The organism is Leisingera sp. SA215 (assembly GCF_055902035.1).
The window spans coordinates 161,589-187,411 of sequence record NZ_JBVVXU010000007.1 but is presented as its reverse complement, the minus strand read 5'-3'; the positions used below and the strand labels follow the sequence as shown (position 1 = coordinate 187,411).

Annotated in this window: 26 protein-coding genes; 12 read left to right on the top strand and 14 right to left on the bottom strand. The window is 61.9% G+C overall.

Features of this window, described 5'->3' with window-relative positions; all coding sequences use genetic code 11:
- Window positions 1-74: 74 nt before the first annotated feature.
- The 3 genes from AC0KW6_RS10075 to AC0KW6_RS10065 all read right to left on the bottom strand — a co-directional run bounded on the left by AC0KW6_RS10075 (window position 75) and on the right by AC0KW6_RS10065 (window position 3,863).
- The gene (locus AC0KW6_RS10075; RefSeq protein WP_323777187.1) at window positions 75-884 is read right to left on the bottom strand and encodes a 3'(2'),5'-bisphosphate nucleotidase CysQ; all 810 of its coding nucleotides are present in this window, start codon (window positions 882-884) and stop codon (window positions 75-77) included.
- On the bottom strand, window positions 871-2,217 hold the full coding sequence (locus tag AC0KW6_RS10070) for a TldD/PmbA family protein (protein WP_474034838.1): 1,347 nt from the start codon (window positions 2,215-2,217) through the stop codon (window positions 871-873). The genes AC0KW6_RS10075 and AC0KW6_RS10070 overlap by 14 nt, the downstream gene beginning before the upstream one ends.
- Before the next feature lie 122 nt (window positions 2,218-2,339).
- Window positions 2,340-3,863: a DUF2125 domain-containing protein gene (locus AC0KW6_RS10065; protein WP_474034837.1), complete on the bottom strand. Its 1,524-nt coding sequence runs from the start codon at window positions 3,861-3,863 to the stop codon at window positions 2,340-2,342.
- Between the two features lie 135 nt (window positions 3,864-3,998).
- On the opposite strand from AC0KW6_RS10065, the gene AC0KW6_RS10060 reads away from it, so the two are divergent.
- From AC0KW6_RS10060 to AC0KW6_RS10050, 3 genes are read left to right on the top strand one after another with little or no spacing between them, the layout of a single operon-like run.
- The gene (locus tag AC0KW6_RS10060) at window positions 3,999-4,748 is read left to right on the top strand and encodes an SDR family oxidoreductase (protein WP_474034857.1); all 750 of its coding nucleotides are present in this window, start codon (window positions 3,999-4,001) and stop codon (window positions 4,746-4,748) included.
- On the top strand, window positions 4,745-5,356 hold the full coding sequence (locus AC0KW6_RS10055; RefSeq protein ID WP_474034836.1) for an enoyl-CoA hydratase/isomerase family protein: 612 nt from the start codon (window positions 4,745-4,747) through the stop codon (window positions 5,354-5,356). The genes AC0KW6_RS10060 and AC0KW6_RS10055 overlap by 4 nt, the downstream gene beginning before the upstream one ends.
- Window positions 5,353-6,039: a VOC family protein gene (locus tag AC0KW6_RS10050; RefSeq protein ID WP_474034835.1), complete on the top strand. Its 687-nt coding sequence runs from the start codon at window positions 5,353-5,355 to the stop codon at window positions 6,037-6,039. The genes AC0KW6_RS10055 and AC0KW6_RS10050 overlap by 4 nt, the downstream gene beginning before the upstream one ends.
- Window positions 6,040-6,118: 79 nt before the next feature.
- Here AC0KW6_RS10050 and AC0KW6_RS10045 read toward each other — a convergent pair whose 3' ends face one another.
- From AC0KW6_RS10045 to AC0KW6_RS10035, 3 genes are all read right to left on the bottom strand, one after another.
- Window positions 6,119-7,669: a TRAP transporter large permease gene (locus tag AC0KW6_RS10045; protein WP_474034834.1), complete on the bottom strand. Its 1,551-nt coding sequence runs from the start codon at window positions 7,667-7,669 to the stop codon at window positions 6,119-6,121.
- Window positions 7,666-8,163 carry a TRAP transporter small permease subunit gene (locus AC0KW6_RS10040; RefSeq protein ID WP_323775505.1) on the bottom strand — a complete coding sequence of 166 codons (498 nt, stop codon included), beginning with the start codon at window positions 8,161-8,163 and terminating at the stop codon, window positions 7,666-7,668. Before AC0KW6_RS10040 ends, AC0KW6_RS10045 begins: the two co-directional genes overlap by 4 nt.
- A gap of 65 nt (window positions 8,164-8,228) precedes the next feature.
- Entirely contained in the window at window positions 8,229-9,314 is a 1,086-nt protein-coding gene (locus AC0KW6_RS10035; RefSeq protein ID WP_323775504.1) for a TRAP transporter substrate-binding protein, read from the bottom strand.
- 205 nt (window positions 9,315-9,519) lie between these two features.
- Between AC0KW6_RS10035 and AC0KW6_RS10030 the strand changes: the two genes are divergently transcribed.
- Both AC0KW6_RS10030 and AC0KW6_RS10025 read left to right on the top strand, forming a co-directional pair.
- Window positions 9,520-10,221 carry a GntR family transcriptional regulator gene (locus tag AC0KW6_RS10030; protein ID WP_474034833.1) on the top strand — a complete coding sequence of 234 codons (702 nt, stop codon included), beginning with the start codon at window positions 9,520-9,522 and terminating at the stop codon, window positions 10,219-10,221.
- A gap of 138 nt (window positions 10,222-10,359) precedes the next feature.
- Window positions 10,360-11,559 carry a TIGR03862 family flavoprotein gene (locus tag AC0KW6_RS10025; RefSeq protein ID WP_323775502.1) on the top strand — a complete coding sequence of 400 codons (1,200 nt, stop codon included), beginning with the start codon at window positions 10,360-10,362 and terminating at the stop codon, window positions 11,557-11,559.
- On the opposite strand, the gene AC0KW6_RS10020 is transcribed toward AC0KW6_RS10025, so the two are convergent.
- The 5 genes from AC0KW6_RS10020 to AC0KW6_RS10000 form a co-directional block, all read right to left on the bottom strand.
- The gene (locus AC0KW6_RS10020) at window positions 11,532-12,122 is read right to left on the bottom strand and encodes a glutathione S-transferase family protein (RefSeq protein WP_323775501.1); all 591 of its coding nucleotides are present in this window, start codon (window positions 12,120-12,122) and stop codon (window positions 11,532-11,534) included. The two genes, AC0KW6_RS10025 and AC0KW6_RS10020, sit on opposite strands and share 28 nt — an antisense overlap.
- A gap of 72 nt (window positions 12,123-12,194) precedes the next feature.
- Window positions 12,195-13,223 carry a DNA polymerase III subunit delta gene (gene holA / locus AC0KW6_RS10015; RefSeq protein ID WP_323775500.1) on the bottom strand — a complete coding sequence of 343 codons (1,029 nt, stop codon included), beginning with the start codon at window positions 13,221-13,223 and terminating at the stop codon, window positions 12,195-12,197.
- Complete coding sequence (gene lptE / locus AC0KW6_RS10010; RefSeq protein ID WP_323775499.1) at window positions 13,220-13,735, bottom strand: LPS assembly lipoprotein LptE; 516 nt, start codon at window positions 13,733-13,735, stop codon at window positions 13,220-13,222. The genes holA and lptE overlap by 4 nt, the downstream gene beginning before the upstream one ends.
- Window positions 13,722-16,286, bottom strand: a complete 2,565-nt coding sequence (gene leuS, locus AC0KW6_RS10005) for a leucine--tRNA ligase (protein ID WP_323775498.1) — start codon at window positions 16,284-16,286, stop codon at window positions 13,722-13,724. Before leuS ends, lptE begins: the two co-directional genes overlap by 14 nt.
- Window positions 16,287-16,374: 88 nt before the next feature.
- A complete protein-coding gene (locus AC0KW6_RS10000; protein WP_474034832.1) occupies window positions 16,375-16,863 on the bottom strand; it encodes a DUF3576 domain-containing protein in 489 nt (162 codons plus the stop codon).
- A 307-nt stretch (window positions 16,864-17,170) separates the two neighbouring features.
- Here AC0KW6_RS10000 and AC0KW6_RS09995 point away from each other — a divergent pair, with 307 nt between their 5' ends.
- Together AC0KW6_RS09995 and AC0KW6_RS09990 are read left to right on the top strand one after the other, a co-directional pair.
- Complete coding sequence (locus tag AC0KW6_RS09995) at window positions 17,171-18,175, top strand: porin (RefSeq protein WP_474034831.1); 1,005 nt, start codon at window positions 17,171-17,173, stop codon at window positions 18,173-18,175.
- A gap of 122 nt (window positions 18,176-18,297) precedes the next feature.
- Entirely contained in the window at window positions 18,298-18,957 is a 660-nt protein-coding gene (locus tag AC0KW6_RS09990; protein ID WP_474034830.1) for a YggS family pyridoxal phosphate-dependent enzyme, read from the top strand.
- A gap of 47 nt (window positions 18,958-19,004) precedes the next feature.
- Here AC0KW6_RS09990 and AC0KW6_RS09985 read toward each other — a convergent pair whose 3' ends face one another.
- The gene (locus tag AC0KW6_RS09985) at window positions 19,005-19,478 is read right to left on the bottom strand and encodes a L,D-transpeptidase family protein (RefSeq protein WP_474034856.1); all 474 of its coding nucleotides are present in this window, start codon (window positions 19,476-19,478) and stop codon (window positions 19,005-19,007) included.
- A 35-nt stretch (window positions 19,479-19,513) separates the two neighbouring features.
- Entirely contained in the window at window positions 19,514-20,602 is a 1,089-nt protein-coding gene (ribA, locus tag AC0KW6_RS09980) for a GTP cyclohydrolase II (protein ID WP_474034829.1), read from the bottom strand.
- A gap of 172 nt (window positions 20,603-20,774) precedes the next feature.
- Here ribA and AC0KW6_RS09975 point away from each other — a divergent pair, with 172 nt between their 5' ends.
- The 5 genes from AC0KW6_RS09975 to AC0KW6_RS09955 all read left to right on the top strand — a co-directional run bounded on the left by AC0KW6_RS09975 (window position 20,775) and on the right by AC0KW6_RS09955 (window position 24,508).
- Complete coding sequence (locus AC0KW6_RS09975; protein ID WP_323775493.1) at window positions 20,775-21,461, top strand: response regulator transcription factor; 687 nt, start codon at window positions 20,775-20,777, stop codon at window positions 21,459-21,461.
- 233 nt (window positions 21,462-21,694) lie between these two features.
- The gene (locus tag AC0KW6_RS09970; RefSeq protein ID WP_323775492.1) at window positions 21,695-22,483 is read left to right on the top strand and encodes an exodeoxyribonuclease III; all 789 of its coding nucleotides are present in this window, start codon (window positions 21,695-21,697) and stop codon (window positions 22,481-22,483) included.
- A 241-nt stretch (window positions 22,484-22,724) separates the two neighbouring features.
- Complete coding sequence (locus tag AC0KW6_RS09965) at window positions 22,725-23,651, top strand: tetratricopeptide repeat protein (RefSeq protein ID WP_474034828.1); 927 nt, start codon at window positions 22,725-22,727, stop codon at window positions 23,649-23,651.
- A gap of 27 nt (window positions 23,652-23,678) precedes the next feature.
- Entirely contained in the window at window positions 23,679-24,323 is a 645-nt protein-coding gene (locus tag AC0KW6_RS09960) for an LON peptidase substrate-binding domain-containing protein (RefSeq protein ID WP_323775490.1), read from the top strand.
- Window positions 24,320-24,508: a Trm112 family protein gene (locus AC0KW6_RS09955; protein ID WP_024091971.1), complete on the top strand. Its 189-nt coding sequence runs from the start codon at window positions 24,320-24,322 to the stop codon at window positions 24,506-24,508. Before AC0KW6_RS09960 ends, AC0KW6_RS09955 begins: the two co-directional genes overlap by 4 nt.
- A gap of 26 nt (window positions 24,509-24,534) precedes the next feature.
- Here the strand turns inward: AC0KW6_RS09955 and AC0KW6_RS09950 are convergent, their stop codons facing one another.
- The gene (locus AC0KW6_RS09950; RefSeq protein WP_323775489.1) at window positions 24,535-25,761 is read right to left on the bottom strand and encodes an FAD-dependent monooxygenase; all 1,227 of its coding nucleotides are present in this window, start codon (window positions 25,759-25,761) and stop codon (window positions 24,535-24,537) included.
- Window positions 25,762-25,823: the final 62 nt, after the last annotated feature.

The following is a 25,823-nucleotide window of genomic DNA, read 5'->3' as shown; positions in this document are numbered from 1 at the left end:
TATCTGCAACATGCGGGTTTGTCTGTGATAAATTTGCGCGTGACGATGGCGCTGCTGCTGCCGCTTAAGGCCGGTCAGGTTAAATGTCCAGCGATGCCAGGACCGTTCGGGTCCAGTGCCGCCAGCAGCGAAGCCTGCAGCGCCGAATTACCAGCGACCACACCGTTCAGGCGCGGGTGCGGATTGTTAAACCGCAGGGGTTTGCCGGCTTGGTCCGTAAGAATGCCGCCGGCCTCGCGTATCAGCAGATCGCCTGCCGCGATGTCCCATTCCCAACTGGGACGCAGCGTCAGCATGGCGCCGAAACGGCCGTCCGCCACCTTGGCCAGCCTGTAAGCAAGCGAGGGCCGGTAGCTGCGGATAAATGCGGGCGGGCTGCCGCCCTGCCAGTGATGGGCCTGCAGGTTGGGTTTGGCGGCAAGCACTTCAGTACGGGACAGATCCGTGGCGCGGGACACATGAATCGAAGCGCCGTTGCAATCCGCCCCCAGTCCCTTGGCGGCTGTGTACATCAGCTCCCGCTGCGGCAGGTAGATCACGGCGGCGGTCACCACGCCGTGTTCAGCGACGGCAATGGAATGCGCCCAGGTGCGAGAGCCTTCGGCAAAGCTGCGGGTGCCGTCGATGGGGTCGATGATGAAGACCTTTTCGCGCAGCAGCCGCGCGTTGTTGTCTTCGCTTTCTTCAGACAGCCAGCCGTAGCCGGGCCGCGCCTGCTGCAGCAGGTCTTCGAGCATGGCATTGACTGCCAGGTCGGCTTCGGTCACGGGACCAGCGCCGCCGGGCTTGTCCCAGCGTTTGGCTTGGGGGCCAGAAAAACGGCACGCAATATCGCCGGCCTGTTCCGCCGCTTTCACAAGCAGGGAAAGGTCAGTTGCCGGCAAGGGTCATTCCTTCGATCAGCAGTGACGGCACTACGGTCGATAGGTGCCGGCGCGCGTCATTGGCGGGAACGATCCGGCGCAGCATTTCCAGCAGGTTGCCCGCGATGGTGCATTCATTGACCGGGTAGGCGATCTCGCCGTTTTCCACCCAGAAACCCGACGCCCCGCGGGAATAATCGCCGGTGTTGGGGTTGATGGTGGATCCGATCATCGATGTCACCAGGAGGCCAGTGCCCATTTGCCCAAGGAGATCCTCGCGGCTGGCTTCTCCTTCAGTCAGCGCAAGGTTCCAGGTCGCGGGCGAGGGCACCCCACCGATACCGCGGGCGGCGTTGGCGGTGCTTTCCAGGCCCAGTTTTCGGGCAGAGGCAAGGTCCAGCGTCCAGCCGGTCAACATGCCGTTGTCGACCACGGTGCGCTTGCTGGTGGGCAGCCCTTCTCCGTCAAAGGGGCGGGAGCCGGAAATGCGCGGCCGGTGCGGATCTTCAATAATGGACAAGGTGCCGGGCAAAACCTGTTCACCCAGTGAATCCTTCAGCCAAGAGGAGCCGCGGGCGATCGCGGCACCATTGGCAGCAGACAGCAAGTGGCCGACCAGAGACGAAGATATACGCTCGTCAAAAAGCACTGGAAAACTGCCGGTCTTGGGCTTGCGGGCGCCCAGCCGTGCAACCGCCCGTTCACCGGCGGTGCGGCCAATATCCCGGGCGCTGCGCAGATCGGACTGAAAGGTGCGGGAATCCCCGTCGTGGTCTCGCTCCATGACTGAGCCGCTGCCTGCGATACCGGTGCAGGAAAGTGACCGGCCGGTACGATGGTAGCCGCCGGAAAATCCATTGGTCGCGGCCATATGCACAACGTGTCGGCCATAACCCGCCGCTGCGGATTGCACCTGGGTTATACCGTCGATTTCCTGACAGGCAGCTTCGGCCGCCAGTGCGTCAGACTGGAGGGCAGAGGGTTCCGGCTCTCCACTGGGGTCTTCCAGCTCCAACGCCGCTAGATTCCAGTTCTTGGCCAGCTGCGACGGTTCGGCAAGGCCTGCATAAGGGTCCTCGGGTGCTTCCTTGGCCATGGCAACTGCTCGCTCGGCCATCGCCGCGATGGTTTCGGGGCGCATGTCCGATGAAGAAACCAGCGCCTGCCGCTTGCCCACAAATACACGCAGGCCCAGATCGGTGCCCTCGGAGCGCTCTGCATGCTCCAGCTTGCCGGTCCGGACTTCGATGCTGAGAGAACTGCCCTCTGCCGCCATGGCATCGGCGGCATCCGCACCTGCCTTGCGGGCGGCATCAATCAGGGCGTGGCAAAGCGCTTCGGGGGATTGGGTCATGGGCACCTTCTGTTCTGCTCCCTTAAAGAGCTATCCAGTGAGGCGGCTTGCCGCAAGGGCGGGCTGCAAAAAAGGGGCCGCACGCGGCGGCCCCTTTGCAAAACCTGTCAGAAATTTGACGGTTATTTGATGCGCTGGCCATTGGCGTGGATCTGGCCGTTTTCGGAGATCGCAATCTTCGAAGTCAGGGTGTCCTCACCCTCGCCCGGCACGGCTAGCATGCCCATCATCATCCGCGCGCCCATGGCGTCGCTGTCAGACATCAGGCCCATCCCGATCAGCTTGTCGATCAGGGTATTGGCGCCGGTCAGTTTAAGGTCAGCCTCGCCCGACGGGGCAGGCATGCCGTCAAAGCTGACGAGGTCCTCGTTGTTGAAAGTGAAGTTGCCTGTGCCGGTCAGCTCGGCACCCGCTGCGGAGACCTGCAGTTTCTTCACGGTCAGCGCATTCAGCTCACCCGGCTGCTCATCACCCGATTCCACGGCTTCCATGGCTTCCGGGTCGAACAGGTCGAACAGCACTTTGCCTTTGCCGGCAAGGTCCAGCACCACAGTGGCCGGATCATGCGGCAACTGGCCGGTCGGGTCGACCATGCCCCACAGCATTTCCGGAACCGCAAAGTCGCGCAGGGTAACTCCGAGGGCAAAGTCCTGCTCTTCCTCGGATTTGGCGAGCGGCATCATCAGTTTGAAACCGGTTTCGGCCATGCTCAGCGCCAGCGGGAAGGGGATCTCGGAACCGGTGATATTCACATTGGTGCCGATCTGGGACACATCATAGGTCATATGCTGCCTGTCCATCGCCACTGTGATTGATCCGCCTTGGGAATTGCTCTCCATGGCGAAGTTCTCGCTGCCATCCGCACCGGATACTGCACCGTTGCCGCCGGTGAAGGTGAAGGTGCCGTCAAATGCAAAACCGGCCCGCAGAAGCGCCGCCATGTCGGGGCCTTCCAGATCGGCAGGCACGGTGCTGGTGCCTGTAAAGCTCAGACCTTGCAGGGCACCCTTAAAAGAGCCTGTGCCGTTGCTCTCCGGATCGTTGAACCCCATGTCATAGCTGAGGCTGGAGGCAGTCAGCGCCTGGTCATAGTTGCGCGCGCCAGCGATCTTCATAACGGTTTTTGTGGCAACATCGTTCATGACGATCTCAACATTCGCCACGTCCGCGGGCACAGCCTCACCATCTGCAGTCAGCTCCTGCAGCGTCATGGTGACCTTGGAGGAGTTGTAATCATATTCCATGCTGTCGGTGTCGCCCGACACTTTCATCGGAGCACCGTCATGGGCATAAACCAGTTTGCCCGCAAAGCTCTCGCCTTCGCCTGAAAATTTGAAGCCCACAGGAAATTCCGCAGGCAGCAGCACATTGACAGTGCCATCGCCGTTTTCCACAAACTGGATCTCCGGGAAGCTCACCGTGCCGGAACCGTCCTCTTCCGGGATCGGCATGACCATCGAAACATCGGAGACGGTCAGGGTACTGCCTGAAACAGCTTCAGTGCCGGAAACGGTGTAGCCGGTGCTGGTCAGATACGCCTTCCAGTCAGCCCAGACGTCCTGGGCACTCAGATCGGCCAGGGCACTTTGGGCGGACACAACAAAAATTGCTGCTGCAACGCCGCTGCGTGCAATAATAACGGACATATGAGAACCTTTCTCAGTGAGATAATTGAAATCATCGTCGGCCCGGCGGACGGTGCCGTCAAGGGGGCCTTGGACTGGACCGTTCCCCTTAACCGCTTTACCACTTGGGTCAGCAGCCACTTGGAGGGACGGCGGATGGATTTCAATGGAAAAACAGTTGCAATTACAGGCGCCAGCCGCGGGATCGGGGCAGATACCGCCCGGGTTTTTGCCGCTGCCGGAGCCAACCTGGCCTTGTTGGCAAGGAGTGGGGAGGCGCTGCGGGAGCTGGCGGAGGAGATCGGCGGAAATGCGCTGACCTATATCTGCGATGTATCAGACTATGCGGCGGTGGAGGACGCGTTGGTCAAGGCGCATCAGCACTTCGGCAGCCTGGATATATTGATCAATAACGCTGGTGTGATCGAGCCTATTGCGCGATTGGCTGATGCGGAGCCCGGCGGCTGGAGCAAGCTGATTGATGTTAATCTGACCGGGGTGTTCAACGGAATGCGGGCGGCGCTGCCGCTGATGAAGCCGACGGGCGGCGGCACCATAATCACCGTCAGTTCGGGCGCAGCGCACCATGCGCTGGAGGGCTGGAGCGCATACTGTTCGTCAAAAGCAGGCGCGGCAATGCTGACCAAAGCACTGGACCTGGAAGAGCGCGCCAACGGGATCCGCGCCATGGGACTGTCGCCGGGCACGGTCGCAACTCGGATGCAGCGCGAAATCAAGACCAGCGGCATCAACCCGGTGAGTGAGCTGGAATGGGAAGACCATATCCCTGCCGAATGGCCCGCGCGGACGCTGATGTGGATGTGCACGGATGATGCGGACGATTGCATCGGCTTGGAAGTTTCCCTGCGCGAGGACAGCATCCGCCAGCGGGTTGGCCTGGCATGATTGATCTGGAGATTGCGCAGAACGGCCTGTGGACCATCACCATCAACCGTCCTGACAAGGCGAATTCCCTGACTGAAGCGATGCTGACCGAACTGGCTGAAATCGCCGAACGCGCGCAGCAGGCCCGCGGATTGATCCTGACCGGCACTGGTAAGGTGTTCAGCGCGGGTGCTGACTTGGACGAGGCGCGGGCGGGTCTGGCGACTTCGCCGGTATGGGAGCGGTTGTCGAATGCGATGGCTTCAATTCCCTGTCTGAAAGTTGCGGCGCTGAATGGCACTTTGGCTGGCGGTGCCAATGGCATGGTACTGGCTTGCGATATTCGCATTGCAGTGGCCTCGGCCAAATTTTTCTACCCGGTGATGAAGCTTGGCTACTTGCCGCAGCCCTCGGATGCCGGGCGCATGGCGGCGCTGATCGGACCTGCGCGCACCAAGATGCTCTTGGCGGCCGGGCAGAAAATCTCTGCCCAGGAAGCCTGCAACTATGGCCTGGTCGACCGGATCGTGGAACCGGACGCGCTGATGGATACTGCGCAGAATCTGCTGGCGCATTCCTTGGAGGCCCGACCGGAGATTGCGGCCGGGATTTTGAGGATGTGCCGGTGAAACGGCTGTCCGGCTTGCGGCTGCAGGTGCAGAACCCTGAGCGGCTCGCTGGATTCTACGCGGATGTGTTCGGCATGGACGTTCAGGCTGAAGGCGAGGCCTGGCGTGCGGGTTATGCAGGTCAGGATGCAGATCTGATCTTGCTGCCCGGCGGTGTCCAGGTTCCGCCCAAGCAGGATGAGCGGTATTGGAAGATCGGGATCTGTCTGCCCGATCTGGACATCGCCTGCACACAGCTGCGGCACAAAGGAGTTGAGGTTTCCGCCCCGCATCAGTTCCGCGATATCGGGTATATGGCGCATCTGCATGATCCCGAAGGATATGCGATTGAGCTGCTGCAGCATGATTTTGCCGGCAGCCGGCCTGGCAGGGCAGGCGATACAGCGCTGCCGCTGGGCGGCGGGGCGCATATCGGCCAGATCACCTTGCGCACCGGGGACATCGCCGCCGAAATTCTGGCACATGCGGATATGAAGCTGGTGTCGGTGCAAGATGTTGCGGAATTCGGGTTCGACCTGCATTTTCTGGCCTTCACAGACGAAACACCGTCGGACCCGGATTTGCGGGCCGTGGCGAACCGCGAATGGCTGTGGCGGCGTCCTTATACCACTTTGGAATTTCAGCATATTGCCGGTGCGTATTTGCGGCAAAGCCCAGCGTTCCTAGGTTTGGAAAACACCTAGCGCAGGCACCGTTTCCCAGGCACGCCCAACCCCCGGATGCCGCTGGCCGGGATGGGTGGCGCGGAAAAGGCGCCTGGTGTCAGAAAATTGCGGACGGCAGCCAGGTCGCCAGGCCGGGGATCAGCCAGACCAGCAGCACCCCCAGCGCCTGCAGGCCGATAAATGGCACGACACCCTTGTAAATGTGGCGGGTGGTGACCTCCTTGGGGGCGGCACCGCGCAGGTAGAACAGCGAGAAACCGAATGGCGGCGTCAGGAACGAGGTTTGCAAGTTGATCGCGATCAGGATGCCCAGCCAGACCGGGTCATGCCCCATCAGGATCAGGGCCGGCGTCACCAGCGGCAGCACGATGACCGAGATCTCGACGAAATCGAGGAAAAAGCCCAGCACGAAAATGAACAGCATGCAAAAGATCAGGGCGCCGGTCGGGCCGCCCGGCATGTTGCCGAGGATATGGGCGACCCGCTCCTCGCCGCCAAGGCCGATGAACACCAGCGAGAACATGCCCGCGGCCAGGATGGTGGCAAAGATCATCGCCGTCATCGTGGTGGTTGAGGTTACCGCCTCGTGCAGGACCCGCTCTTTCAACCCGCTGCGCAGCGCCGCGGCAATCGCAACCGCGCCGGCCGCTGCCAGGAGCGCATAGAATAGCCCCGCCGCAAAATCGCTGCTGCTGAGGTCGCCGCGCTGCAGGCGGACCGGATGCAGGCCGGACAGGATGCCCAGCAGGATCAGCGCCGCTGCGCCCAGCAGGATCAGCCGGGCCGGGCCGCCTGCGCGCACCCCCGCCATCAGCAGCGCGCCGATGCCGCCCACCGATGCCGCCTCGGTCGGCGTGGCGATGCCGCCCAGGATGGCGCCAAGCACCGCAAAGATCAGCAGGATCGGCGGCACCACCGCGCGCACCACCTGGCCGCGGCTGGGCCGTGCCATCCCGGCCGGAGCCGAGGGCATGTCCTGCGGGCGCAAGAAGCCGCGGACCAGGATATACAGCAGATACAGCAGTACCAGCACCAGCCCGGGGATCAGGGCGGCGGCAAAGAACTGCCCCACCGACAGCGCCTCGACCGAGAATTTGCCCTGCTCATACTGCGCTTGCTGAAAGGCGTTCGACATCACGTCGGCGAGGATAATCAGCAGCGTCGAGGGCGGGATGATCTGCCCCAGCGTGCCGGCCGTGCAGACGATGCCCGAGGCGACCCGCGGGTCATAGCCTGCCCGCAGCATGGCGGGCAGGGCGATCATGCCCATCGCCACAACCGTGGCGCCGACAATGCCGGTCGAGGCCGCCAGCAGCGCCCCTACCAGCACCACCGAGATGCCCAAGCCCCCCTTGAGCTGGCCGAACAGCCGCCCCATAGTGTCCAGAAGCTCTTCGGCGATGCGGCTTTTCTCCAGGATCGCGCCCATCAGCACGAACAGCGGAATGGCGATCAGCACCTGGTTGCTGAGCAGGCCGAAGGCGCGCTGGCCGAGCGCGCCCAGCAGGGTGACATCCATCACTCCCAGAACCCAGCCGAGATAGGCAAACAGGATGGCGATGCCCGCGATCGAGAAGGCCACCGGAAACCCCATGAGGATCGCTGCCATCAGGGCCGCGAACATGATCAGGTCAAGATATTCGGTCATTGGGGGGCTCTCTCCGAAAACAGGCGGATCAGAAGGGAAACAGATTGCAGCATGACCAGCACGCAGAAGGCGGGGATCAGCGATTTCAGCAGGAACACGGCTTCGATGCCGCCAACGGCAATCGGGCCCTCTAAGATGGCCCAGGAATTGCGCACCGAGGGCCAGGACCAATAGATCAGCGCTGCCATCGACGGCAGCAGCAGGAACAGGTGGCCGAAAATGTCGATGCGCCGTTTCGTGCGCGCCGCCGCCGCCGCATAGAACACGTCGACGCGGACGTGCTTGTCTACCAGCAGCGTGTAACCCGCGGCCAGCATGAACAGGGTGGAATGCATGTACAGCACGCTTTCCTGAGCGGCGATCGAATTCACCCCGAACACATAGCGCCCGACCACAATGGCAAACTGCACCAGCACCATGATCAGCGCCAGCCAGCGTATCACATGCGCCAGCCCCTGGTTGATGACGTCCAGCGTATCCGCAACCCGTAACATGCTGCTCTCTCCCCATCAAAAAGCCGGCGCCTGGTTTCCTCAGGCGCCGGCAGGTGTTTTGCAGATCAGTAGCCCATCACCGAGGCGCGGGCATTCATCTGGCCATTGTCGGCGTAGGTCATGTAACCGCCGACGCTGTCGCGGTAGGCGATGAAGCTTTCGGTGATGCGGCGGACCAGTTCGTCTTCATCTTCCTGCAGCTCGGCAAGCACTTCCTTGGCGGCGGTGCCCATGGCGGTGATAACGTCTTCGGGGAACATCTTCACTTGCACCCCATGCTCGTCGACCATCGTCTTCAACGCCAGCGCGTGCTTTGTGGTGTATTCGGTCCACACCGGGTTGTAGAGGCTTTCGCAGGCCATCGTCACCACCTGCTGCAGATCTTCTGGAAGCTCAGCAAACACGGCGGCGTTGACACCGCACTCCTCGGCCGAGGATGGTTCGCCCACGCCGGGCCAGTAGTAATTCTTAGCCACCTGGTAATATCCCAGCGCGCTGTCGGTCCACGGCCCGATGAATTCGCCCGCGTCCAGCGCCCCGGTCTGCAGCCCTTGGAACATCGCCGGGCCGCTGGTGGCTTCCGCCGCCATGCCCAGTTTCGATGCCATCTCCGATGCCAGACCTGTTGTTCGGAACTTCAGCCCTTTCAGGTCCTCGGCAGAGTTGATCTCGGACTTGAACCAGCCGCCCCACTGCGGCCCGGAATTGCCGCACAGGAAGGGTTTGATGCCGAAACGGCCGTACATCTCGTCATAAAGAGCCTGGCCGCCGCCGTGGTACATCCAGCCGAATTGCTCGTCCGCGCGGAGGCCGAAAGGCTGCGAGCCGAACAGCAGGATACCTTTGGATTTCGACCCCCAATATGCCGGCACGGCGTGGTACAGCTCGGCTGTGCCTTCGGAAACCGCGTCAAACGCACCCCGGCCCGGAACCAGTTCACCGGCGGCAAAAAGCTTTACCTCGATTCTGCCGCCCGAAAGGGTGGTGATCCGGTCGGCCAGCATCTGTGCCGCTACACCGGGGCCAGGCAGGTTTTTCGGCCAGGCGGTAACCATCTTCCATTGCATTTTGCCCTGGGCAATGGCGGGGCTGGCCAGCGTTGCTGCTGCTGCGCCCAATGCGCCGGTTTTCAAAAACGCGCGTCTTTCCATGTTTTCATTCCTCCGTCTGTCGGTGCATCTGCGATGGGCGGATGCCGGCAGCGCAGACTTCGCTATGTTTTGTAGGCGCTTTACATTAATATGTGGATACATATTAATGTCAATCACAGTTGCGCGGATCAATTTCGCCTTTCTGCGCAGACTGCAATATGGAGCGGCGGCAATTGTTTTCCCGTTTGATCTGGGGGAATGAATATTGACGGACAAGCCACGGCATTCCTGGGTAACTATCCGCGATAGCATCCGGGAGATGATTCTGAACTCCACCTACGGGCCGGGAGACAAGCTGCCGCAGGATGAGGAATTCGCCGCCCGATTCGGCTGCGCCCGCTCCACCGTTCACCGGGCAATGCAAGATCTGGCCCAAAACGGGCTGGTGCAGCGGCGCCGCAAGGGCGGCACAACGTTGCAGCGCGATCCTGTGACCCGCGCAACCCTAAGTATTCCAATCACAAGGCTTGAGGCCGAGCAGAAAGGCAGCGTGTACCGCTACCAGTTGATCCGACAGTCGAGGCAGCCATTCCACCCGGCCATACTGGCCAATTTCGGCCTGCATGAAGCCCGCCCGATGCTGCGAGTCGAAGCATTGCATCTTGCCGACAGCCGCCCCTATGTCTTCGAAGACCGTTGGATCTGCGTGGAAACCGTGCCGGAGATAAAGGATGTGGACCTGACCCGCGAAAGCGCAAACGAATGGCTTGTCCGCAACCGTCCCTACAGCAGGTGCGATTTACGCCTGTATGCGCGCCGCGGAACCAAACGCGACAGCGAAATACTCCAGAGTGACGTCGGCAATGCGCTGTTTGTCATGGAACGCACAACCTGGATCGGCGACGCTCCGATTACCAGCCTGCGCGCCGTAGCCCACCCGGGTTACCATTTGTTCACTCAGGGTTGACGGGACGTGTATAGCCCGGGAGTGACTGGCCGCTTTGCGGGCGGAATGGAATGAATATACACGGGCTGCATGGGCCCCGTGCAGTGAAGTGAAGCGCTGTCGCCGGGCGCTGGAAACGGGCGCTGGCAAGGGGGTGGCATGACGGAAACTTGGGATGCAGTGGTGGTCGGAGCCGGGCCTGCAGGGCTTATGGCCGCCGAGGAGCTGGGCCGCGCCGGGTACCGCGTGCTGGTGGCCGAGGCCAAGCCGTCGGCGGCCCGCAAGTTCCTGATGGCGGGCAAATCCGGATTGAATCTGACAAAGGACGATCCGTTTGAGCAGTTGATTGCCCGCTATGGAGAGGCCGCAGACTGGCTGATGCCAATGATCCGCCTCTGTGATGCACAGGCCGTTCAGGATTGGGCGCGGGGATTGGGGAGCGAGCTGTTCACCGGCTCAACGGGCCGGGTGTTTCCGGTGGTCATGAAAGCTTCACCGCTGCTGCGCGCCTGGCTTGCACGCCTTGATGGCTTCGGCGCACATGTCCGCACGCGCTGGCGCTGGACTGGCTGGGAGGGCAGCGTGCTTGCTTTTGAAACCCCGGACGGGGCAAAACGGATTGAAGCCAGGGCGGTGGTTCTGGCACTGGGCGGCGCCAGCTGGGCGCGGCTTGGCTCGGACGGGGGCTGGGTTCCTCTGCTGCTCGAAAAAGCTGTAGAATTTGCACCGTTCAAACCTGCAAATGCAGGGCTCCTGGTGGATTGGTCCGGTTTCATGGCGCTGCAGTTCGGGCAGCCGCTCAAGGGAATCGCATTGCAGGCCGGCCCTGTGTCTTCCCGCGGGGAAGCCGTGATATCGGAGCGCGGGCTGGAAGGCGGTGGGGTCTATTCCGTCTGCGCCGCCGTGCGGGAGGGAGAGACGCTGCGGATGGATTTGCTTCCGGATCTGGACATGGCAGAAATTGTCCGCCGCCTGTCCCGTCCGCGCGGTAAGGCGAGCCATACTAATCATTTGCGAAAGGTGCTGAAGCTGGGAGCTGCCCGGGCAGCAGTACTGCAAGAGTTCGGACGGCCTTTGCCGCAGGATATCCAGGCCCTGGCCCGGTTGATCAAAGCGCTGCCAGTCAATCACGCAGGCCTGCGGCCGATGGACGAAGCGATTTCCACCGCTGGCGGCGTATGCCGGGATGCGCTGGACGAGGGGTTGATGCTGAAACAGATCCCCGGCACGTTCTGCGCCGGGGAAATGCTGGATTGGGAAGCGCCGACAGGCGGCTACCTGCTGACCGCCTGCCTGGCAACCGGGCGCTGGGCCGGGCGGGCTGCCGCAGCTTACTTGGCGAGCGCCGCAACCCGCTGATAAGCCTCGCGGTCCCGCATCCGCTTGCCGTAGTCCTGCAGCTTTTCGCCTTCGACAGGGAATTTCGCGCTGCGGGCCCAGTTCAGACAGTGGGTGCAGATGATATCCGCGATGGTGAACTCCTCTCCCATCAGGAAGGGGCCGGCCATCTTGCCTTCGAGCCGCGCCAGATTGTGGGAAAATTCCCATTTCAGGCTGCCTTTCACTTCCGGCACCCGCTGTTCCTCAGGCAGGATGAAGCTGTGGCGGGCTGCGGCCCAGAGCACGGCATCGACTTCGTCCAGCAATAAATGGGTGATGGCGTCCTGCTTGGCGCGGGCCACGGTGCCGGCGGGGGCGGTCAGCGCGCCATGCTTGTCGGCCAGGTAAGTGAGGATGGCGGTCGAATCGGTGATGGTTTCCCCATCCGCCTGCAGCACCGGCACCTTGCCCGAAATATTCAGCGCCTGAACTTCCGGGCTGCGCGGCCCGTGCTGTTTCAGTTCGTAAGGTTCCCCAAGCTCTTCAAGCGCCCAAAGCACCCGGAAGGTGCGGGTGAGCGGGATGCCGGTGACGGTATACATCGTCTCTCTCCTGTTGTGCCCTGCTAAGATGGGCAGCCCGGGGGAGCGGATCAAGCCGAGGGGCTGTGATGATCAGCGCGCACGGCCCAGCATGGCAAGCCGGATCAGGGCGCGCTCCATCAGCGCCAGCGCCGGGGCGGTCTGACCTGCAGAGCGCAGTGCCAGGTCTGTGTCGGTAATGATCGTCAGCGCGGTTTCCAGCCGGTTCGCGCCCCAGTTCTGCGCTTGGCGCAGCATCCGGTCGCGGCGCTTGCCATATAGCGGCGGGCGCAGCTGGCCGATGCCCTGGGCCGGGCCGCCGGGGGCGGCGGCAATGGTGTAAAGCGTGCGGAAATGGCGGGTGGCGCCGATGCAAAGCGTCACGGCATTGGTGCCTTGGGCTTGCAGGCGGCGGATCAGCGGGCCGATTTCGGCGCTGCGGGCCTCGGCCACCACATTCAGAACGTCGTCCAGCGCGGCCTCGGTCGATTGCGGGGCAACGGCGCTGATGTCGTCCAGTGACAGCGGGCTGCTGTCGCCGTGCTTATATAGCGCCAGCTTTTCGATCATGCGGGAGAAATCGCCGGGACCGGTATCATTGGCGATATCCGTCAGCGCCGACATGCTGTCACCCGGGACCTCGCGGATACCGGCCTCAGTCAGGATCCGCTCGATCTCGGCGCGCGAGGGCGGGTCGTCGTAGATGCCCACAGCATAAGCATTTTTGTGGCTTTCAAACGCTTTGCGCAGTTTGGACGTTGCTTTGAGCGGTCCAGCCGTAACCACGATCTGCGCGTCGCCGGGCTGCCATTCCTCCAGTGCGGCCGCTATAGCAGGGGTCGCGGTGTCATTGGCACCCTCGACAAAAACCGCCCGGACGCCGGGGAAAAAACCGACCGCCTTCACCGCATCCAGCAGCTGCGCCGGGTCTTTGCGCAGGTCACTGCCGGGCATCCGGTTCAGCCTCATTTCCTCTTCGGCGCCGGGGCCAAGCAGGGCAGCTAGAACCTGCTGCCGTTTCAGCGACACGCGCATCGCATCGGCACCATAGATCAGAATACCGGTTTTGCCCGGATCGGGCTTGGCAAAATAGCCGTCAGCTTCACGCGGGGAGAGCTTCATTCCGCAGGCGCGGAAAGATCCGCGGTTGCCAGGATCTGCGCGGTGATTTGGTCGGCCAGGATCACCATCAGCCGCTCATGCGCGTCGCGCTCGCCTGCCAGCGTCTCCACGGTCGAACCAGTCGCGGAATAGCCAGTGAAGTTTCGTACCGTTCCGCTGGATGCCACGTTGCCGTCCGACAGGCGGGTAAGCGAATAGCCTGCACTTCCGATCACCGAATAACGGGTGATCTCATTGCCTGCAGTAATCGCCTGGCCTTCTTCCTGGGTGCTCAGCGTCAGGTCCAGCTTATAGGCGGTGCTGCCGCCGCGGCCCAGGCGCTGCTCCAGGTTCCGCACCAGGAAATAGGCGTCCGTGCCGCTGGCCGCCTTGATCTCCTCCGGTGCTTGCACCGCGATCCGGCCGTAAAGAGCTGCCCCGGTGCCGCCAGGAGCATGCACCGGGGTAAAGCCGCAGGCCGCCGCCACCAGGGGCAGGGCCAGCAGCAGGGTTCGACAGTTAAGCAACGACATTCACAATCCGGCCCGGCACAACGATCACCTTTTTCGGGGCGGCGCCATTCAGCGCCTTCTGCACAGTTTCATGGGCCAGAGCGCGTTTTTCAACCTCTGCCTTGTCCAGATCCTTGGCAACTTCGATCTCACCGCGGCGCTTGCCGTTGATCTGGATCGGCAGGGTGACAGTGTCCTCGACCAGCATCGCCTCATCGGCAACCGGCCAGGGCGCCGTAGCCACCAGACCCTCGCCGCCCTGATGACTCCAGATGTCCTCTGCCAGGTGCGGGGTCATCGGCGACATCAGCTGCGCCAGCGTCATGATTGCCTGCTTTTGCACCTTGGCGCCGGCCTTGGATTTGGCAAGCGTGTTGGTAAAGGCATAGAGCTTGGCGATTGCAGCGTTGAATCCAAAGGAGTCCACGCCAAGGGTCACATCGCGGATCGCCTTGTGCATCTCGCGCAGCAGATCCTCGTCGCCCTGACCTGTGGTTTCGGGGTCCATGGCGGCGATCTTGTCGCAGAGGTTCCAGACGCGGTTCAGGTGCTTGTAGGCGGCTTCCGCACCGGAGGCGGTCCATTCCACGTCACGTTCGGGCGGCGAATCGGACAGCACGAACCAGCGTGCGGTATCGGCGCCAAAGGACGAAATGATGTGCAGCGGGTCCACCACGTTGTTTTTGGACTTGGACATCTTGGCCGAGGGGATGATCTCCACCTCGGTGCCGTCCTTCAGGAAGCCCTTGCCGTCGCGCAGTTCCACTTCCTCGGGGTAGTGGTAGACAGGGCGATGGTTGCCGCCGGTAGTCTTGTAAATTGCGTGGGTCACCATGCCCTGGGTGAACAGCGCATCAAACGGCTCGATGGATTTTTCCGGCAGGTGGCCGCAGATCTGCATCGCGCGGGCAAAAAAGCGCGAGTACAGCAGGTGCAGAATCGCATGCTCGATGCCGCCAATATACTGGTCGACGTTCATCCAGTATTCGGCCTCGGCCATGTCGGTCGGGGTTTCGGCGCGGGGCGCGGTGAAACGGGCGAAATACCAGGACGAATCGACGAAGGTATCCATGGTGTCGGTTTCACGCAGGGCCGGTTTGCCGCAGGAAGGGCAAGCACAATCGCGCCAGGAAGGGTGGCGGTCCAGCGGGTTGCCCGGCACCGAGAAGTCGATTGCTTTGCCGTCCTCGTCATAAGGCAGGGCAATCGGCAGGTTTTCTTTCTTCTCCGGCACCACGCCGCAGTCTTCGCAGTGAACCACAGGGATAGGGCAGCCCCAATAGCGCTGACGGCTGAGGCCCCAGTCGCGCAAACGGTATTTGGTGACGCCCTGGCCCCAGCCGGCCTTTTCCGCAAAATCGACGGTGGTGTTTATTGCATCCTCGCCAGTGGCCCCGGTCAGCCCGGCAAAATGATCGACCCAGCGGACCTTTTCGGTTTTCGGTGGCACCAGTGCCTCATTCACAACCGGCGTGTCATCGTCCAGCGCAAAGAAGGCATTGGTGACCGGCAGATCATACTTGCGGCAGAAGTCGAGGTCGCGCTGGTCATGCGCCGGGCAGGCAAAGATCGCGCCGGTGCCGTAGTCCATCAGGATGAAGTTGGCGATCCAGACCGGCAGTTCCCAGTCGGGGTTCAGCGGGTGCTTCACGCGGATACCGGTGTCATAGCCCAGCTTCTCGGCCGTCTCGATGGCTTCCTCGGTAGTGCCGCCCTTGCGGCACTCGGCAACAAATGCTGCGACCTCTTCCGATTCGGCTTCCAGTGCTTTGGCAATCGGGTGGTCGGGCGAGATGCCGACAAAAGACGCGCCCATCAGCGTATCGGGGCGGGTGGTGTAGACCTCGATCGGCTCACCGTTATCGGTGCGTTCAAACGAGAACTGCAGGCCGCGGGACTTGCCGATCCAGTTCTCCTGCATCAGCCGCACCTTGGCGGGCCAGTTTTCCAGATCGTCCAGCGACGCCAGCAACTCTTCCGAGAAATCGGAGATCTTGAAGAACCATTGGGTCAGCTCGCGCCGTTCCACCAGCGCCCCGGAACGCCATCCGCGGCCGTTTTCGACCTGCTCATTGGCCAGCACGGTCATGTCGATGGGGTCCCAGTTGACCACGGCGTTTTTGCGGTAGACCAGACCTTTTTCCAGGAAATCAAGAAACAGCGCCTGCTGCTGGCCGTAATACTCCGGGTCGCAAGTGGCGAACATCCGGCTCCAGTCCAGCGACAGACCCAGCGGTTTCATCTGTTCGACCATGGTGTCGATGTTGGAATAGGTCCAATCCTTGGGGTGGCCGCCGCTCGCCATCGCGGCGTTTTCAGCCGGCATGCCAAAGGCGTCGAACCCCATCGGGTGCAGCACGTTGTGGCCGGTCGACAGCTTGTAACGCGCGATCACATCGCCCATCGTGTAATTGCGCACATGGCCCATATGCAGCTTGCCCGACGGATAGGGGAACATCTCCAGCACATAATACTTCGGCTTGCCGCCGGTACGCTTGGCCTGAAAGATCCCGGCCTTGTCCCAGGCTTCCTGCCATTTTGCTTCGATTTCCGTGGCGGAGTAACGCGACATCAGAGCGGTCCTTTGCATAAAAACGCCGGGCAAGTGGCCCGGCGCTTCTGATAATGGGGTTTGGCTGGTGTTTCCAGAGCGCAGCGGATCAGAGTTTTTTGTCTGCGATCCGCAGCTGCCGGGCGCGGGACAGAATCGCGTCCTCGACCGCTCGGGAGGTGCTGGCGCTGACCGGGCCGCCCTTGGACTGCAGCGCAACATTCAGGGACCGTGCGTCCAGTGCAGGATCCTTTATATGCACCGTGGCCCGGTAGCTGCGGCCGCCGCCAGGCGGGGTGCCATAGCCGGTGACGATAACTCCGGTGAATGGATCGACCGATTGCACCGGCAGGAAGTTCAGAATATCCAGGCTGGCAGCCCAGAGGTAGCGGTTGACCTGCACGGTCTGGTCCGGCTTTGCATTCAGAAAATCAAAGACCGAGGACTTGGTCGCGGCGCCCTGGATTTCTTCTTTATGGCTGGTTGTCCGCGCTGTGCTCGCCGGCGGTTTTCCGCCCTTGTTACCACCGCCGCAGGCCGCAAGGCCAAGACAGATCGCGCCGATCACTGTTACCCGCAGGGTCTTTCCGTATTTCATAACCGCTCCCGGAGCCATTTTCTGCGCGAACACCTAACGCAAGCCGCGCCGGCGGAGCAAGGCCTTAGCGTCTATAGGGCTGCTCCATGTGCGTTTCCGGGAAATTCAGGGCCTGGAAGGGGTAAAGGTTCCTCAGGACGGGCGCCGCGGAAGCGGGACTGTGGCAAAGCTGCACCATCCCGCGGCACATCGTTTCGCCTGACTTTCCCAACACTTGCCAAAACGGGGGTGAAAGAGCGAAACCCCTTGGCATACCCACGCCGGATTCCCCGGTTTGGGCTGTGGAATTGAAAACCGAGGGAAAAACATGAAAAAGGTTCTCTTCGCGACTACCGCGCTGATCGCCACCGCAGGCATGGCCGCGGCAGAAGTCAAAATCTCCGGCTACGGCCGTTTTGGTCTGGATTACAACGAAGCCAACAAAACTGTTGTTGGTCGTTCGGACACCAACATCACCAGCCGTTTCCGCCTGACCTTTGACGCGTCGACCGAAACCGATGGTGGCGTCACCGTTGGCGGCCGTATCCGCGCTCAGGCAGAAAACCGTGACGGCGGCCAAGGCGCAGCCACCTTCTCCAGCCCGCAGTTCCACGTCGCATACGGCGGCCTGCGTGTGAACGTTGGCAACATCTGGGGCGCGATCGACTCCGCACCGGGCTTGTACCTGAACACCACCTCGGTTGGCACCGGCATCGACGGCATGGGCTTCAACTCCCTGGCCATCAAAGGCGCTGGCTTTGACACCTTCACCTCCGCAGGTGCTGGTGTTGGCGGCGTGGAAGCCATCTACTCCGCTGGCGGCTTCACTGGCCACATCTCCTTCTCGCAGCAGAATGGCGGCGCTGTCGCTGGTTCCGCTGATGGCCTGCAGCGCACCGCCATCATGCTGAACTACGCGTTCGGTGATTATTTCGTGACCGGTGCTTACCAGTCCGCAGACAACGGCCGTACCATCACCAAAGGTGGTGTTGCAGGTGTTGAAGCAGACGACGATCTGATCTTCCTGGCTGCTGGTGCAGACTTTGGTCAGTTCGGCGCAACTCTGCAGCTGGCACAGACCGAAGAAGCTGACAGCGTGACCCTGGCAGGCGAAGCCGAAATCGGCGCAGCCTCCACCCTGATCGGCTGGGTGAACTCCACCGACATCGACAACAGCGTGACCGTTGGTCAGACTGTAACCGACGGCACCGCCTTCGGCATCAACTACGAGTACGACCTGGGTGGCGGCGTGACTTTCGTTGCTGGCTACGTTCAGACTGCAGCTGCGGTCAACGAAAACTCCGTTCAGGCAGGTCTGCACTTCAGCTTCTAAGCTGAAGCACGCCTAGCGTGAATTCGGGGCGGGTTCCTTCGGGGCCCGCCCTTTTCTTTTGGCTCTTAACATTTACCGGCAAACAGTGTTTTTTGCGGCCGAACAGATGCGAGGCCAAATCCATGCCGCTTGAAGAGATCAAATCCCGAATCGCCAAAGCTGAAGACCAGGCCGGCCGCGTGCCGGGCTGCGTGCAATTGATTGCTGTTTCCAAGGTGCAGCCGGACAAACGGGTCGAGGCCGTTCTGCAGCAGGGCCATCGCTGTTTCGGTGAAAACAAGGTGCAGGAGGCCGCTGGAAAGTGGCCGGGATTCGCCGAGCGGTTTGACGATATCGATTTGCATTTGATCGGCCCGCTGCAGACCAACAAGGCCCGCCAGGCGATGGAGTTGTTTGGCAGCATCCATTCAGTCGACCGGCCCAAGCTGGCCAGCACGCTGGCCCGGCTGGCGCAGGAATTGGGCAAGTGCCCGGAATTGTTCATTCAGGTGAATACTGGCGAGGAGCAGCAAAAAGCAGGCGTGATGCCGTCCGATGCAGATGCTTTCATCGCAGACTGCCGCCAGCTTGATCTGCCGCTCAAAGGGCTGATGTGCATCCCGCCGGTGGAGGAGGAAGCCAGCCTGCATTTCGCGCTGCTGGCCAAGATTGCCGAGCGCAACGGCCTGAAGGGACTATCAATGGGAATGAGCGGCGATTTCGAGAAAGCCATTGCGCTTGGCGCCACCCATGTTCGCGTCGGATCTGCCATTTTCGGCGCCCGGACCTACCAGGGCGGATAAGTATTCGGAAATCTTTGGTCAGGACTTTTCTACAAGTGTTCGCCGCGTCAGGCCTGCGCCAGAGGTGGTACAATGATCCGGGTTCCAGGTTGAACCCGGTCAGCAAGCCAATGAAGATCAGCGCGCGAGAAAGCGATGCAGCCTTCGGTGGGGTATCCAGGGCGGCGCCATTGGTGAATGAAGATTGCAGAACCGCTTCCCGGAGATGCGGCTGGCCAGTTCCAATCGGTGACCAAAACCAGATCATACAGCGGATCGCTGCGCCGCAGCCTTTCGTGGCTGAACGGATAGGGCGCCCGCACATGGCGATTGTAATTTGCATCCCCCGAATCATCCGACCACAAGTCCTGCGGCCCAATAGGCTTGGCCCAGAAGGCCGGGCGGGGCAGCCTGTCAGGGCGGTAAAGCATCCCCGCAACGCGGTGCACTCCGACGGGGGTCGCACCATCCCCTTCGCGTTTGTTCCGGGACAGTCCGCCTTTGCCGATTGTGCAAGGCAGCACCCGTCCCAGGAAACGCATCCCGCGGGGCGTCAGGACCAGATCGGCGGGTGATGTCACAGCATGTGCCCGGATTTCCGGGCCTTGGTGGCCAGGTAATGCTGGTTGTGGGCGTTTTCACCTACCTTCAACGCCACCCGTTCCGCGACGTGCACGCCGGTTTTCTCCATCATCGCGATCTTGTTCGGATTGTTGGTCAGCAGCCGCACCTGGGCAAAGCCCATCTTCTTCAGAATGGCGGCCCCCAGACGAAAATCGCGTTCGTCATCCTCGAACCCAAGCCTGTGGTTGGCCTCCACCGTGTCAAAGCCCTGGTCCTGCAGGGAATAGGCCCGCATCTTGTTGGCGAGGCCGATGCCGCGGCCTTCCTGGTTAAGGTACAGAAGCACGCCTGCGCCTTCCTCGCCCATCTGGGCCAGCGCACCGCGCAGCTGCGGGCCGCAATCGCATTTGAGCGAGCCCAGCACGTCGCCGGTAAAACAGGCGGAATGCAGCCGCGCCAGAACCGGTCTGGAGCGGTCGGGGCGGCCGATTTCCACCGCGTAATGCTCCTCGGCGCCGTCCTCGGGCCGAAAGATGTGCAGCCGCCCGGCTTCGGCGGCGTCCATCGGCAGGCGCGCCGCAGCAACAGGGTGCAAGGGCGAGCTCTCGCTGAGCAGCGGAGCCGCGGCTGTCCGCGAAATGACAGTCAGCCCATGGTCCGCGGCAAAGGCGGCTGCACCCTGTACCGGCACCAGTGCTGCGGCCGGCAGCAGACGGGCTGATTTCACCAGCGCAATCGCCAGCCGGTGCAGGTCTGCGCTGCCGCCGCGCTGGCTTGCCAGCGGGCCCTTCATCGGTGTGTTCAGATCATCTGCCGGATCCGCCAGCGCCTGGATCCAGTCCAGGCCTTCGGATTCAGGCACGGTTACGCGGGCAACGTCTTCATCATAGACGCGGGCTTTAAGTGTTTCCGCCCTGCGCGCCGTCACCGCCAGTGACAGGTCTCCCAATGTGCGCATGGAATCCAGGCGGGCACTGGTCAGCGTCTCGACCGCTATGGCCAGAGCGGCGTCATCGCCGCAGGTCAGGACCACCGGCAGGCCCATGCGCAAATCGACCCGGGCGCGGGCCAGCAATTCGATCATAGTGGGCATCAGGCTCATTCGGGGTTCCGGTGTTATTTTGTAACAAAGGCTCGCTGTCTTTACGCCCAAATGCAACGGATGTGAAACAATTTCCCTGCCATGGACACGTCGGCGTGAGAGTATTGCAGCAAATCTTGCCGAGGGCGCAAGGGATGCGCATGTGTGGTCATGTGAACAGGAGGGCGAGCCGATGGCGCAACTGAAAAAAATTCTGCTGGTTGATGATGATGAAGACCTGCGAGAGGCCTTGAGCGAGCAGCTGGTGATGACCGAGGACTTCGATGTATTCGAGGCTGAAAACGGTCAGGGCGCGATGGAGCGGGCCAAGGAAGCCCTGTATGATCTGATTATCCTGGATGTCGGCCTGCCGGACACCGACGGGCGCGAGCTGTGCCGCCTGATGCGCAAGCAGGGGGTGAAGGCGCCGGTGCTGATGCTGACCGGTCACGACAGCGATGCAGACACCATCCTGGGTCTGGATGCCGGCGCCAATGACTATGTCTCCAAACCCTTCAAGTTCCCGGTTCTGCTGGCACGGATCCGCGCTCAGCTGCGCCAGCACGAACAATCTGAGGACGCGGTCTTTGCGTTGGGGCCGTATACCTTCAAACCGTCGATGAAGCTTTTGATCGCCGAGGATGAACGCAAGATCCGGTTGACCGAGAAAGAAACCAACATCCTCAAGTTTCTCTATCGCTCCAGCGATGGAGTGGTGCCGCGTGATGTGCTGCTGCATGAGGTGTGGGGATACAATGCGGGCGTCACAACGCATACGCTGGAAACCCATATCTATCGTCTGCGGCAGAAAATTGAGCCTGATCCGTCGAATGCGCGGCTGTTGGTGACGGAATCCGGGGGCTACCGGCTGGTCGCCTGATGTATTCTGCGTTAAGTCAGACCAAAGAAGACTCTTTGGTTCATCTTTGAATCAGGCCCTATCCCGCGCATATCCGGGTCACGATATGCACCTCCCTGTTGGACTTGGCCGGGCATGACGCCCGGCCTTTTTTGTCTGGGTTGTTTGCATCCGCTGAACATTTCCACTCTGGTCCTTCCCTGCCCGGACAGGCAGTATCGCGCGCGAACCCGGATTTCATCATGAGGCGCGCGATGCCATTTACTCTTGCCACCTGGAATATCAATTCGGTCCGCCTGCGCGAACCGATTGTGCAGAAGCTGTTGCAGGAGGAGGGGCCGGATGTGCTCTGCCTGCAGGAGTGCAAAAGCCCGGTGGAGAAGATTCCGTTGGAAGGCTTTGCGGCTTTGGGCTACGGCCATGTGGTTGCGCGCGGCCAGAAGGGGTACAACGGGGTGGCGATCCTGTCGCGCCTGCCGATCGAGGATGCAGGGGATCAGGATTTCGCAGGTCTTGGCCATGCCCGCCATGTGGCCGGGCGGCTGGAGAACGGAGTGGTGATCCACAATTTCTACGTACCGGCGGGCGGTGATGTGCCGGACCGGGAAAAGAATGTGAAATTCGGCCAGAAACTTGATTACCTTACGGAAATGCGCGACTGGTTCCAGTCGGATAAACCGGAAAAGTCCATTCTGGTCGGCGACCTTAATATCGCCCCCCGCGAGGATGATGTCTGGGACCACAAGAAGCTGCTGAAGGTCGTCAGCCATACGCCCGTCGAGGTGGAGCATTTCGCACAAGTGATGGACGCGGGCGGATGGTCCGATGTGACCCGGAACGATGTTCCCGATGGCCGCCTGTACAGCTGGTGGAGCTACCGGGCCAGGGATTGGGATGCTGCCGACAAGGGACGCCGTCTCGATCACGTCTGGGCGACGCCGGACATCAAGAACGCGGCCCACTCCAGCCGTATCCTGCGGGCTGCCCGCGGCTGGGAAAAGCCCAGCGACCATGCGCCGGTGTTTGCGACCTTCGATCTGTGACCGCAGCCCCGCACCCCAGCCAACGACCAGATGGCGGTTGTCACCAGAGGCGCAACCGTCATTATTATCGCTACGCTTCACGGGCTCGAGTGCCGCGCCCAGGCGGCGCCATCCATGCGCATCTTCTTTCCGGATAACGCGATGGGATCGAACCTGCGGCTGGCTACCTGCAAACTCCTCTCTTGGTTTCCGGCGCTTAGGATTCCATATAGGGGGCAAGTTCCAAGCGGAGAACAATCTGATGACCGAAATTCTTGGCAGCACCGCACCGGCGGGTGATCTGATCAAAGACGTGACCGAAGCCACTTTTATGCAGGACGTTGTCGAAGCGTCGATGCAGGCGCCGGTGATCGTGGACTTCTGGGCGCCCTGGTGCGGCCCGTGCAAGACCCTGGGCCCGATGCTGGAGGCGGCCGTTACCAAGGCCAAGGGCGCGGCCACCATGGCCAAGATCAACGTGGACGAAAACCAGCGCCTGGCGCAAGCACTGGCGCAACAGGGGCTGCCGCTGCAGTCGATCCCCACAGTGGTCGCCTTTGTGGAAGGGCGCCCGGTCGACATGTTCCAGGGCGCTCTGCCAGCATCAGAGATCGAAGCTTTTGTGAAAAAGGCCATCGAAGCCGGAGGCGGATCAGCCGACGGCGGTCTGGCCGAGGCGTTGGAAGCGGCCGAACAGATGCTGGCTGAAGGCGCCGTGGCGGATGCCGCCCAGACCTTTGCCGCGATTCTGGGGGAAGATGACAAAAGTGCTGCTGCTTACGGCGGTTTGGCACGCGCGCATATCGCGCTCGGCGATCTGGATCAGGCAGAGGCCGTTCTGAACGGCGCTCCCGCCGAAATCGCGGAGGCAGCAGAGATCGAAGCAGCCCATGCGCAGATCGCCCTGGCGCGGCAGGCAGAGAACGCAGGCCCGGTGGGGGAACTGAGCGCTGCGGTGGCCGCCAGCCCGGATGACCTGCAGGCGCGGTTCGACCTGGCGCAGGCGCTGCACGCAGCAGGAGACGCGGAAGCTGCAGTGGACGAACTTCTGGAACTTTTCCGCCGTGACCGCGAGTGGAACGACGGCGCCGCCAAGGCGCAGCTCTTCACCATCTTCGATGCGCTCAAACCCAACGACCCGGTGGTTCTCAACGGGCGGCGGAAACTTAGCTCGATGATATTTGCCTAAGACCGGGGCAGCACTACACTCTGTCCCATGATCCAGCCTGCTGATCTGCCGGACACGATTGCCGTGTTTCCATTGCCCGGGGCACTTTTGCTGCCCCGGTCGCGCTTGCCGCTGCACATCTTCGAGCCCCGCTACCTGCAGATGCTCGAAGACACTCTCAAAACGCCGCAGCGGCTGATTGGCATGGTGCAGCCCTGTCCGGGTCCGCAAGGGACGGGGGAAGAACTGCACGCGATCGGATGTGCCGGACGCGTCACGCAGTTTTCCGAGACGGAAGACGGAAGATACCTGGTCACGCTTTCAGGCGTGTCCCGGTTCCGGATTACCCGCGAAGCCAACGGATTTACCCCCTATCAGCGTTGCGATGTCAGCTGGACGGGATTTGACCGGGACCTTGGCCGCTCCGAGGCGGATGATACCCTTGACCGGCCCTCCTTCCTGGATCTGCTGGAGCGTTTCTTTTCTGCCCGGAGCCTGTCGACTGATTGGGAAGCATTGAAAGATGCGGACGACGAGCTGCTGATCAATTCCCTGGCGATGCTTCTGGAATTCGACATTGAGGAGAAACAGGCCTTGCTCGAGGCGCCCTGCCTTGCCACAAGGCGGGAAACGCTTGTCACTTTGATCGAATTCGCCCTGCGCGGCGGCTCTCAGGAGGAAACCCTGCAATGACCGAGACACAGGCGCCCGCCTTTGACCGCAGGATGCTGGAAGCATTGGTCTGCCCGCTGACCCAGGCGGTGCTGGAGTATGACGCTCCGGCGCAAGAGCTGATTTCACGCAAGGCCAACCTTGCCTTTCCGATCCGCAATGGGATCCCGGTGATGCTGGTGGACGAGGCCCGCGCGCTGGAGTGACACCGTATTGGTCACCGCCAAGGCAATCAGATTGCCTGCCCCTTCAGCAGCTTGGGCACATCACCGGTCAGGCCCGCAGCCTCGCGCAGGAAATTGCGGCGCAGGCTGGGAAACGCCCCTGCCACTCCCATGCCGATGTCCCGTCCCAGCCGTAGCAGCGGGTTATCGTTGGAAAACAGTCGGTTGAAAACATCCGTGGCCGCGGCCAGCGAGGCGGTGTCGAAGCGGCGCCATTGCTGGTAACGTTCCATCACTAGGGATGAGCCGATATCTTCGCCCCGCCGTGTGGCTTCGGTGATGACTTCCGCCAAGGCGCCGACATCGCGCAAACCCGCATTCAGCCCTTGGCCAGCGATTGGGTGCATCCCATGCGCCGCATCGCCCACCAGCGCCATGCGGTCGCCGATAAAGCTGTTGGCGATGGTCAGGTTCAGCGGGTAAGTGAAACGCTTGCCCGCCAGTGAAATCTCTCCGAGGAAATCACCAAAGCGCGGCCGCAGTGCCTGAATATATTCGGCGCCCTCCAGCGCGTGGATGGCCTTGGCGGTCTCCGTCCGCTCACTCCACACGATGGAGGAGCGGTTGCCCGGCAGCGGCAGGATCGCAAGCGGCCCAGGCGGCATGAAAAACTGATGGGCGATGCCGTGATGCGGTTTTTCGTGGTCGATGGCGCAGACCAGGGCCGTTTGGCCGTAATCCCAGCCGGTGCGCCTGATGCCTGCCCGCTGCGCAGTACCGCTGCGGCGCCCGTCCGAGCCGACCAGAACCTGGCCGCGCAGCTCTCCGCCATCGTCCAGCCTGACAGTTACACCGGTCTGGTCCGGCGTCTGCGCCACCACGGTGCGCCCGGACACCAGGGTGATTCCCGGCGCCTCTTCCATTGCCTGCAGGAAGGCCCGGCGCAGGAAACGGTCTTCAATCATATAGCCCATCGGGCCTTCTTCCAGCTCGGCATGATCGAAATGGATGAAAAACGGAGATGGGCCGTGACCCGCATGACCGTCTGTCACCTTGATCTCCAGCATGGGTTGCGCCTTGTCCCCGGCATGCTGCCAGACGCCGGTCTGCTGGAGCAGCCGCTGCGAAGCCAGCGCCAATGCATAACCGCGCCCGTCAAAGCCCTCGTCAGCAAGCTTGTCCGGGGTCAGCGCGTCGACCACAGTGACGCTGTGACCGGTCTGCGCAAGGGCCAGGGCCAGCGCGGGGCCGTTCAGCCCGCCGCCCACGATCAGGATATCAGACGTGTTTTTCATGCCCCGCAATATGCGCCTGCTGACGGGATTGTCCATCCGCCAAGCACGGGATTGTGCCCGTG